At 60.1% G+C, this 9154-nt stretch carries 7 protein-coding genes; 4 read left to right on the top strand and 3 right to left on the bottom strand.

Annotated elements, in window-relative coordinates:
- Both AC6FTP_RS23705 and AC6FTP_RS23700 read left to right on the top strand, forming a co-directional pair.
- Window positions 1-1248 (top strand): sulfatase/phosphatase domain-containing protein (locus tag AC6FTP_RS23705; RefSeq protein ID WP_497209383.1); only part of this gene is annotated, 1248 nt, incomplete at its 5' end.
- 8 nt (window positions 1249-1256) lie between these two features.
- Window positions 1257-2861 carry a sulfatase family protein gene (locus tag AC6FTP_RS23700; RefSeq protein WP_497209382.1) on the top strand — a complete coding sequence of 535 codons (1605 nt, stop codon included), beginning with the start codon at window positions 1257-1259 and terminating at the stop codon, window positions 2859-2861.
- 364 nt (window positions 2862-3225) lie between these two features.
- On the opposite strand, the gene AC6FTP_RS23695 is transcribed toward AC6FTP_RS23700, so the two are convergent.
- The 3 genes from AC6FTP_RS23695 to katG all read right to left on the bottom strand — a co-directional run bounded on the left by AC6FTP_RS23695 (window position 3226) and on the right by katG (window position 7517).
- The gene (locus tag AC6FTP_RS23695; protein ID WP_497209381.1) at window positions 3226-4257 is read right to left on the bottom strand and encodes a PfkB family carbohydrate kinase; all 1032 of its coding nucleotides are present in this window, start codon (window positions 4255-4257) and stop codon (window positions 3226-3228) included.
- On the bottom strand, window positions 4254-4901 hold the full coding sequence (gene eda, locus AC6FTP_RS23690; RefSeq protein WP_497209380.1) for a bifunctional 4-hydroxy-2-oxoglutarate aldolase/2-dehydro-3-deoxy-phosphogluconate aldolase: 648 nt from the start codon (window positions 4899-4901) through the stop codon (window positions 4254-4256). The genes AC6FTP_RS23695 and eda overlap by 4 nt, the downstream gene beginning before the upstream one ends.
- Before the next feature lie 312 nt (window positions 4902-5213).
- Window positions 5214-7517: a catalase/peroxidase HPI gene (katG, locus tag AC6FTP_RS23685; RefSeq protein ID WP_497209379.1), complete on the bottom strand. Its 2304-nt coding sequence runs from the start codon at window positions 7515-7517 to the stop codon at window positions 5214-5216.
- Window positions 7518-7667: 150 nt separating this feature from the next.
- On the opposite strand from katG, the gene AC6FTP_RS23680 reads away from it, so the two are divergent.
- Both AC6FTP_RS23680 and AC6FTP_RS23675 read left to right on the top strand, forming a co-directional pair.
- A complete protein-coding gene (locus AC6FTP_RS23680; RefSeq protein WP_497209384.1) occupies window positions 7668-8582 on the top strand; it encodes a LysR family transcriptional regulator in 915 nt (304 codons plus the stop codon).
- Between the two features lie 215 nt (window positions 8583-8797).
- Window positions 8798-9154 (top strand): SLC13 family permease (locus AC6FTP_RS23675; RefSeq protein ID WP_497209378.1); only part of this gene is annotated, 357 nt, incomplete at its 3' end.

Below are 9154 nucleotides of genomic sequence, written 5' to 3'. Positions count from 1 at the left end.
CAAAAGGCAGGTTACACGAATGCGGTCATCGGCAAATGGCACCTCATGACCGACCCCGTGGGCTACGACTACTGGAACGTGCTCCCCGGCCAGGGCGCGTATTACAACCCCGCCATGATCGACAATGGCAAGAACGTGAAGCACGAAGGCTACGTGACCGACATCGTCACCGATCTCGGCATCGACTGGCTGAAGAATCGCGACAAGACGAAGCCCTTCATGCTCATGCTCCAGCACAAGGCCCCGCATCGCGAATGGGAGCCGCCGATCCGCCACCTGGGTCATGACAACGACCGCGTCTATGAAGAGCCAGCGACTCTCTTCGACACCTTCGAAGGCCGCAGCAAGGCCGTGAGCGACCACGACATGGGCATCGACCGCACCTTTACCGAGCGTGATGCGAAGCTCGTGACTCCTGGCAATCTCACGCCAGATCAGCGCAAGTATTGGAACGAGTATTATGAGCCACGGAACGCCAAGTTCCGCGAAGCCAACCTCACGGGCAAAGAGCTCATCAAGTGGCGCTACCAGCGCTACATGCACGACTACACCGCCTGCGTGAAGGCCGTGGATGAGAACATCAAACGCACGCTCGACTACCTGGACAAAGAAGGTCTGGCCGAAAACACCATCGTCATCCTCAGCAGCGATCAGGGCTTCTACCTCGGCGAGCACGGCTGGTTTGATAAGCGCTGGATCTTCGAGGAGTCCCTGAGCACGCCTTTCCTCGTCCGCTGGCCCGGCGTGGCGAAGCCCGGCACGACGAACAACAAGATCGTCTCCCTGCTCGACCTCGCGCAGACCTTCCTCGACATCGCTGGTGAGCCTCAGCCGAGCGATATGCAAGGCCGCAGCCTCGTCCCCCTTTTCAAAGGCGAAGACCCCGCCGACTGGCGCAAATCCTTCTACTATCACTACTACGAGTACCCCGTGCCGCATCGCGTCCGCCCGCACTACGGCGTGATCACGGATCGCTACAAGCTCGTCCACTACTACAAGCCCGACGTCGATGACTGGGACCTGCTCGACCGCCAAACGGACCCGCTCGAAACCAAAAACTTCTACGCCGACCCCGCCTACGCCGACACCGTGAAGGAACTCAAAGCCGAGCTCGCCCGTCTGCAAACAGAAGTCAAAGAAGTCATCCCCCCCCCACGCTTCACCCACGGCAACAAAGCCTTCGACGGCGAGCCCGAACCTCCTCAGCCGAAGAAAGGTAAAGGGAAGGGGAAGAAGAAAGCCGAATAACCATCGTCATGCGCTCCTTCCTATTCGTTCTCTCCGTCTTATCAGCCCTATCTCTGGCAAGCGCTGCTGATAAACCCAACATCATCTTCATCCTCTGCGATGACCTCGGCACAGGTGATGTCCGCATCCTGAATCCAGAAGGCAAGATAGCGACTCCGAACATGGACCGCATCGCGCGTGAAGGCATGATCTTCACGGATGCGCACACGCCTTCCAGTGTCTGCACGCCAACCCGCTATGGAACCCTCACCGGTCGCTACAACTGGCGAACGAAGCTCCAGAAGGGCGTGCTCGGCGGACTCAGCCCGCGATTAATCGAGCAAGGCCGCATGACCGTGGCCTCCATGCTCAAAGAGCAGGGTTATCACACTGCCGCCGTGGGCAAGTGGCACCTCGGCATGGATTGGGTGATCAAGGACAAGCAGACGGTCGCCGAGATGAACATCGAATCGCGCGAGCAGGCCTGGAGTGTGGACTTCACGAAACCGCACACGAACGGACCTCTCAGCGTCGGCTTTGATCACTACTTCGGCATCGCTGCCTCGCTGGACATGGTGCCGTATGTCTTCATCGAAGGAAACAAAGTCACCGTGCAGCCCACCGAAGATCGAGAGATCGAAATGGTGCAGGGCTTAACCAAAGGCTACACTCGCAAGGGCCCCGCTGCTCCTGGCTTCACCGGCTATGAAGTGCTGCCCACCTTCATTGATCAGGCCATCTCCTGGATCAGCGGCAAGAGCGCCGATGCCAAGTCCGGCAAGCCTTTCTTCCTCTACCTGCCGCTCGCCTCGCCACACACGCCCATCCTGCCAAACCCGGCGTGGCGCGGCAAAAGCGGGCTCAACCAATACGGTGACTTCGTCATGGAGACCGACGCCGAAGTGGGCCGCCTGCTGAAGTCACTCGATGACCAAGGCCTCACCGAGAACACGATGATCGTCTTCACCAGCGACAACGGCTGCTCCCCGAGTGCGAACTACCCCGAGCTTCTCGCCAAAGGTCACAACCCGAGTGGCAAATATCGCGGACATAAAGCCGATGTTTATGAAGGCGGACATCGCGTGCCCTTCCTCGTCCGCTGGCCTGCGAAAGTGAAAGCCGGCCAGACCACGACACAGCTCACCTGCCTCGTCGATTTTACCGCCACTGCTGCTGAGATCGTGGGAGCCACGCTGGCGGAGGATGCCGCCGAAGACAGCTTCAGTTTCCTGTCCACCCTGCTCGGCCAGCCAGCGAAAGGCCCGCAGCGCGACATGCTCGTGAGCCATACCATCGGTGGCTTCTTCGCCATCCGCGAAGGACCGTGGAAACTCGCTCTCTGCCCCGGTAGCGGTGGCTGGAGCGATCCTCGCCCCGGTCAGGAGCCCGCAGGCTCACCACCAGTGCAGCTTTTCAATCTCGATGCCGACCTCGGTGAAACCAAGAACGTCCAAGCCGAGCATCCTGAGATCGTCGCCAAGCTCACGAAACAGCTCGAAACCCTCGTCGCGAACGGACGCAGCACTCCCGGTGCGAATCAGCCCAATGCCGTGCCCATCGACCTCTGGAAGAAGAACGATGCGGCCAAAGGCTCGAAGGGAAAAGGCAAGGGCAAGAAGGCGGCGGCGAAGTGATCTCAGCATCCTAGTGATGGCTGAACAGGAACCCGGAGGGTTCACAGCTTGTAGCCGGTGGTCGAGCGTAGCGACACCACCGGAACTCCACGCAGCATTCAAGTATGACATTCCATCCCGGAGGGATGGCAGCCATACCGACCTTCGGCAACGGCGTGCGCTAGCGGCGATACACCTCTGGCTGGCATCCCTCTGGGATGCGGAGACACCTGTCACGGATGGTTTCGCGATACCGGTGGTATCGGTCGCCGAGCCTCCCTCGACCACCGGCTACAGGCTGCCAACCCTCCGGGTTGAATGAAATAGCCTGGAGAAAGTGTCTGCTTCATTTCTCAATACCCGAGAGGTTATACTTTGCTTCGCTCTATCGGCTCACTCGGCCTCCGCCATCACCCTGCATGAGAGCCTCGATCTCTTCGCGTGTGCTGTAGTTGTAGTCGCCTTCAATCGAATGCGCGAGGCACCCAACCGCCGTCGCAAAGGCGATGGCAATTGGAGAAGTGGAGTTCTGGAGGAATGAATAAACCAAGCCAGCCGTGAAGGCATCGCCCGCGCCGAGGCGATCAACGACGTGAGTGATCGGATATGGGGCAGCGGTGTGGAGTGTCTGAGTGGCGGCTTCGTAAAGCGTGCCGCCGAAGCATTGCATCGTGGCGCTAGAGCCATCACGCACGGTCATGGCGACGTGGGTGAGATTGGGAAACTGCTGCACGATCTGCGCGGCGAGCGAGTGGTGGTCGCCGGTGTTTTCCACACCGAGCATCGCGGTGGCATCGCTGGCCCCACCGACGAAGACGTTCACGAAAGGCATCAGCGTTTTCATGGTGCGTGTGGCGAGATCGCGGGCGGAGAGCGGATGCTCCCAGCGCCAGAGCTTGGTGCGGTAGTTCATGTCGCACACGACTTTGATTTTCCGACGCGCGGCTTCCTGCACGGCGATGAGCGCGACCTCGGCGGCGTTGCGCGAGATGGCGGGCGTGATGCCGGAGATGACAAACCATTCGCAGCCGGTGAAGATCGCGTCCCAATCGTAAGCGGACACTGGCGTGATCGCCACGGAGGAGCCGTCGCGGTCGTAGATGACATTGCCGCCTCGTTGGTTCGCGCCGTGTTCGAGGAAGTAGATGCCCAAGCGGCCTTCGGTGGTGCGCAGGATGTGTTTCGTCTCGACACCGAGACTGCGCAGATCAGCGATGCAGGCATCGGCGATGGCGTGTTGCGGCAAAGCAGTGACGAAGCTCGAATCGATGCCGAGATAGGCCAGCGAAGCCGCGATGCTGGCCTCCGCGCCGGCAAAGGTGACATTCACGCTGCCCGGCATGGCCTGCTGAAAGCGCGCAAAGCCCGGCGTGGCGATGCGGGCCATGATTTCGCCGAATGTAACGACGCGGCTCATGGGCGGACTTGTTTCACGATGTCGCTGGCTTCACGAGCGAGTTTGGTGATCGCCGCCCAGTCGCCCTTCGCAATGAGATCCTTCGGCGCGAGCCACGAACCTCCGAGCGCGAGTACGGATGGCTCCTGCAAATACTGCGCCGCATTTGCCGGACCCACACCACCGAGTGGGATGAACTGCACACCGAGGTGCATGAACGGCGCGGAGATCACGCGCAGGTAGGCAAGGCCGCCGCTGGGCTCGCTGGGGAAGAATTTGAGCAGTTTGCATCCGGCCTCGATGGCGAGTTCGATGTCCGTCGGCGTGCAAACTCCCGGTGCGAAGGGTAGGCCGATGCGTTTCGCCTCGGCAACGACACGCGGATTCATCCCGGGAGCCACGCCAAAGCTGGCACCGGCCTCTTTGGCATCGTTTGCCTGCTGTGGCGTGAGGATGGTGCCCACACCAATGGTCATCTCCGGCACATCGGCCCGGATACGTCGCAGGCATTCGAGCGCGGCATCGGTTCGCAGAGTCAGCTCGATGACAGTCACACCACCCGCCAGCAAAGCCCGCGCCAGCGGCACGGCGTCTTCGGCACGGTCGATCATGAGCACGGCGATGACGCCTGTGTGGTGGAGGTGGCGGGTGAGTTGTTCAGTCATTCGCCTGAAGCAGGACGGGAGCGGTGCTTTTGCAACCGGCATGTCATCAGATCAGAGAGTTGTGGCTTTCAAGTCTGTAATCTTTCCCTCAAACTTTCGCTTCTTCACATGGGCTGCGACGGGCTTTGAGCTGTCGAGATGACGACGTTTGGCAGTGCCGCGAGCAAAGGGCTCCCTGGGCACAAAAAACAGCCATCTCAATCACGAGATGGCTGTTCATCGAACGGGAGAATTTTCTTCTTCAGGAAGCGGCCCAGCGATTGTCCGAGAAGCTTCCTGCTGTCATTCTGATCAGTGTTGCGGTTGTTGGAATCACTTCGCCAGATCGAAGCGATCTAGGTTCATGACTTTGGTCCAGGCGGCGACGAAGTCAGTGACGAACTTCTCTTTGGCATCGGCGGTGGCATAGACCTCGGCGGTGGCGCGGAGCTGGGAGTTCGAGCCGAAGACGAGATCGACGGAGGTGGCCATCCACTTCATGGTGCCGGTTTCGCGGTCGGTGCCTTCGTAGAAGTGCTCGCAGCGGGGCGAGACCTTCCATTCAGTCTCCATGCTGAGCAGGTTCACGAAGAAGTCGTTGGTGAGGACACCACGGTTCTTCGTGAGCACGCCGAGGTCAGGATGACCGGTGTTCGTGCCGAGCGCTCTCATGCCGCCGATGAGGACAGTCATCTCAGGAACGGAGAGCGTGAGGAGCTGGGCACGGTCCACGAGGTTCTCGGGCGCGGGGCGATCAAGCTCGTGGCCGAGGTAGTTGCGGAAGCCGTCGCTCTTCGGTTCGAGCACGGCGAAGGATTCGACATCGGTCTGATCCTGGGTGGCGTCCACGCGGCCGGGGCTGAAGGGCACGTTCACGTCGTGACCGGCTTTCTTTGCGGCGGCTTCGACAGCGGCGCTGCCACCGAGCACGATCAAGTCCGCGAGTGAGACCTTCTTGTTGCCGGTGTTGAAATCGGCCTGGATTTTCTCCAGCGCGGCGAGCACCTTGGCGAGCTGCGGCGGATTGTTCACTTCCCAGTCCTTTTGCGGCGCGAGACGGATGCGGGCACCGTTGGCGCCGCCGCGCTTGTCGCTGCCACGGAAGGTGGAGGCGGAAGCCCAAGCGGTGGAGACGAGTTCGGAGGTGGTGAGACCGGAGTCGAGGATCTTGGCCTTGAGCTGGGCGATGTCCTGCTCGTTGACGATTTCGTGATCGACCTCAGGAAGCGGGTCCTGCCAGATGAGTTTTTCCTTCGGCACTTCGGGGCCGAGGTAACGGGCGAGCGGCCCCATGTCGCGATGGGTGAGCTTGAACCAGGCTTTGGCGAAGGCGTCGGCAAACTCGCCGGGTTGCTCCAGGAAGCGTTTCGAAATCTTATGGTAGATCGGGTCTTCACGCAGCGCGATGTCGGTGGTGAACATTATCGGTGCATGAGTCTTGCCTGCCACATGCGCATCTGGCACGGTGCCTTTGCCTGCACCGCCTTTGGGTGTCCACTGCTGGGCACCGGCGGGACTTTTTGTCAGTTCCCACTCGAAGGCGAAGAGGTTGGTGAAGTAACCATGCGACCAAGCTCGCGGCGTGTTCGTCCACGCGCCTTCGAGGCCGCTGGTGATGGTGTCTTCCGCATTGCCTTTGCCGAACTTGTTTTTCCAGCCGAGGCCCTGTTCTTCCAGCGGGGCGGCTTCCGGTTCGGGGCCGACATTGTCCGCAGGACCGGCACCATGTGCCTTGCCAAAGGTGTGACCACCGGCGATGAGCGCGACGGTTTCCTCGTCGTTCATGGCCATGCGGGCAAAGGTGTCGCGAATGTCCTTGGCGGCGGCCAGCGGGTCGGCTTTGCCGTTTGGACCTTCGGGATTCACATAGATGAGGCCCATCTGCACGGCGGCGAGCGGCTTTTCGAGCTGGCGCTCGTCCTTATAGCGCTTGTCTCCCAGCCAGGTGCTTTCAGGCCCCCAGTAGATGTCTTCCTGCGGCTCCCACACATCGGCACGACCACCGGCAAAGCCGAAAGTTTTGAAGCCCATGGATTCGAGCGCGACGTTGCCCGTGAGGATCATCAAATCGGCCCAGGAGATCTTGTTGCCATACTTCTGCTTGATGGGCCAGAGGAGGCGGCGCGCCTTGTCCAGACTGGCGTTGTCCGGCCAGCTATTGAGTGGAGCAAAACGCTGCGTGCCGTAACCGGCTCCGCCACGGCCATCGCTCACGCGATAGGTGCCGGCACTGTGCCAGGCCATGCGGATCATGAAGGGGCCGTAGTGACCGTAGTCGGCGGGCCACCACTTCTGGGAGGTGGTCATGAGATCGTTCAGATCCTTCTTCAATGCGGCGAGGTCGAGCTTCTTGAACTCCTCGGCATAATTAAAACTCTCGCCCATCGGGTTCCCCTTCGGCGAGTTTTGGTGAAGGATTTTGAGGTTCAACTGGTTCGGCCACCAGTCGCTGTTGGTCATGGCTCCGGCGGCGGTGTGGCGGCCAGGAGCGGCGGGTGCGCCCATCACGGGGCATTTGCTGATGTCATCCATAGGTTTGTCTGGTTTTGGTTGAGCTGACTTTTCCTGAGCCGATGCCGAGACTACTGGAGTCAGCATCAGCGTGGCAAGCACAGCCTTGATCGTCGATGTTTTCATGGCGTCAGGTTGGTTTGGGTGGTGGGTTGTGGACCACGGTTGGAGGTCGTCACAAGGCCTGTTACTGGATGATGGGGAATGCATCCAATGCATTGTCTGAATGCTTGCCATGCGCGCAGCGCATCGCTATGAAGCAGGATGCGGAACGAACTGAATCTCCACCTGCTCGAACAATTTGTGGCCCTGGCACGGACAAAGAACTTCACCCGTGCGGCGGAGGAGTTGAATCTTTCTCAATCTGCGCTGAGCCGCGCCATCCAGAAACTCGAAGAGCAGCTCGGCCAGCCGCTCTTTGAACGCAAGCCGCGCGAAGTCGTGCTGACCGATCACGGCGAACTCCTGCTGGAGCGCTCCCAGCACATTCTGAAGCTCATGGAGGACACGTTCGCCGAGCTTTCCGAGGCAGGACGCCGGGGGCGCATCCGGCTGGGTGCCATTCCGACCATCGCACCTTATTTCCTGCCCGGCCTGCTGAGCGGTTTCGCCAAAGAGCATCCAGAGATCTCCGTCATCGTGCAGGAAGACACCACCGAGAACCTCATCAAGCGTTGCAGCCATGGCGAGATCGACCTCGCCATCCTCGCCCTGCCCATCATCGCCAAGTATCTGGAGGTCGAGCCGCTCTTTGACGAGGAACTGCTTCTCGTGCTGCCGGTCGGGCATCCGCTCGCTGCCTCGAAGGCTGTCGCTATTGATGCTGTGGACGGCTACCCCTTTGTCATGCTGAGCGAGGCACACTGCCTGTCCGACAACATCGCCACTTTCTGCCGCAGAAAATCTGTCCAGCCCGTCACTGTCGAGCGCACCAGCCAGCTCACCACCGTGCAAGAGCTCGTGACGCTGAACCACGGCGTGTCCATCGTCCCCGAAATGGCCCGCAAGACCGACACCAGCGACCGCCGCATCTACCGCTCCTTCAGTGGTGAGAAGCCCGTGCGCACCGTGGCGATGATGTGGAACTCGTATCGCTTTCAAAGCAAGGCCGTGAAGACGCTGATGGAGGGCCTGCGGCTTCAACAACGCCGCTCGACAAGTCTCGCCAATAGGAATGAGCGTGGCGTCTAGCGTCCCCTGCTGGCCAACACCATCTGCGCGGGTTCGACATTCTCTTTCAAGGACGTGAAGGGGCAGCGAGCTGGATCAAGGCATGAATGCTGAGAGGGGTAAGGGAGAAGCTCATCAAGCGAGAAAATGTCCAAGTAACTCTTGAGGGTGCGACAAAGGGGCCAAATTTCATTCGTCAGCGCGGGGCATCTCGGCATCATCCGCGCCCTTACTTCATGGGCGCTGCCTTCATTGTCATCGGTCTGTTACTCGTAGCCGTCATTCTCTTCGCCACGGAGAAGATTTCGGTGGATCTCGTCACGCTCGGATTGCTCTGTGTGCTGGTGTTGAGTGGCATCATCACGGTGAATGAAGCTTTCGCGGGCTTTGGCAATGAAGTGATCGTGATGCTCGGGGCCATCTTTGTGATTGGGGCGGCTTTGCGTGAAACAGGGGTTCTCGATACGGTAGGCCATGTCTTGGCGCGCACCACAGGCGGTCACCCGAAGCGAATTGTGGCCGGAATGATGGCCACTGTGGGGGGAGTTTCCGCCTTCATGAACAACACAACTGTGACAGCCATGTTTCTTGGG

Origin of the sequence: Prosthecobacter sp. (assembly GCF_044378005.1) — a bacterium.
In the GTDB taxonomy this organism is placed as follows: Bacteria; Verrucomicrobiota; Verrucomicrobiia; order Verrucomicrobiales; family Verrucomicrobiaceae; genus Prosthecobacter.
The sequence above is the reverse complement of the archived record's forward strand: the minus strand, read 5'-3'. Positions and strand labels throughout refer to the sequence as shown.

Bases quoted from the DNA above. Each gene is read 5' to 3' on its own strand.
- AC6FTP_RS23700 (WP_497209382.1), top strand. From the start codon at position 1,257: ATGCGCTCCTTCCTATTCGTTCTCTCCGTCTTATCAGCCCTATCTCTG.
- AC6FTP_RS23695 (WP_497209381.1), bottom strand. From the start codon at position 4,257: ATGAGCCGCGTCGTTACATTCGGCGAAATCATGGCCCGCATCGCCACG.
- eda (WP_497209380.1), bottom strand. From the start codon at position 4,901: ATGACTGAACAACTCACCCGCCACCTCCACCACACAGGCGTCATCGCC.
- katG (WP_497209379.1), bottom strand. From the start codon at position 7,517: ATGAAAACATCGACGATCAAGGCTGTGCTTGCCACGCTGATGCTGACT.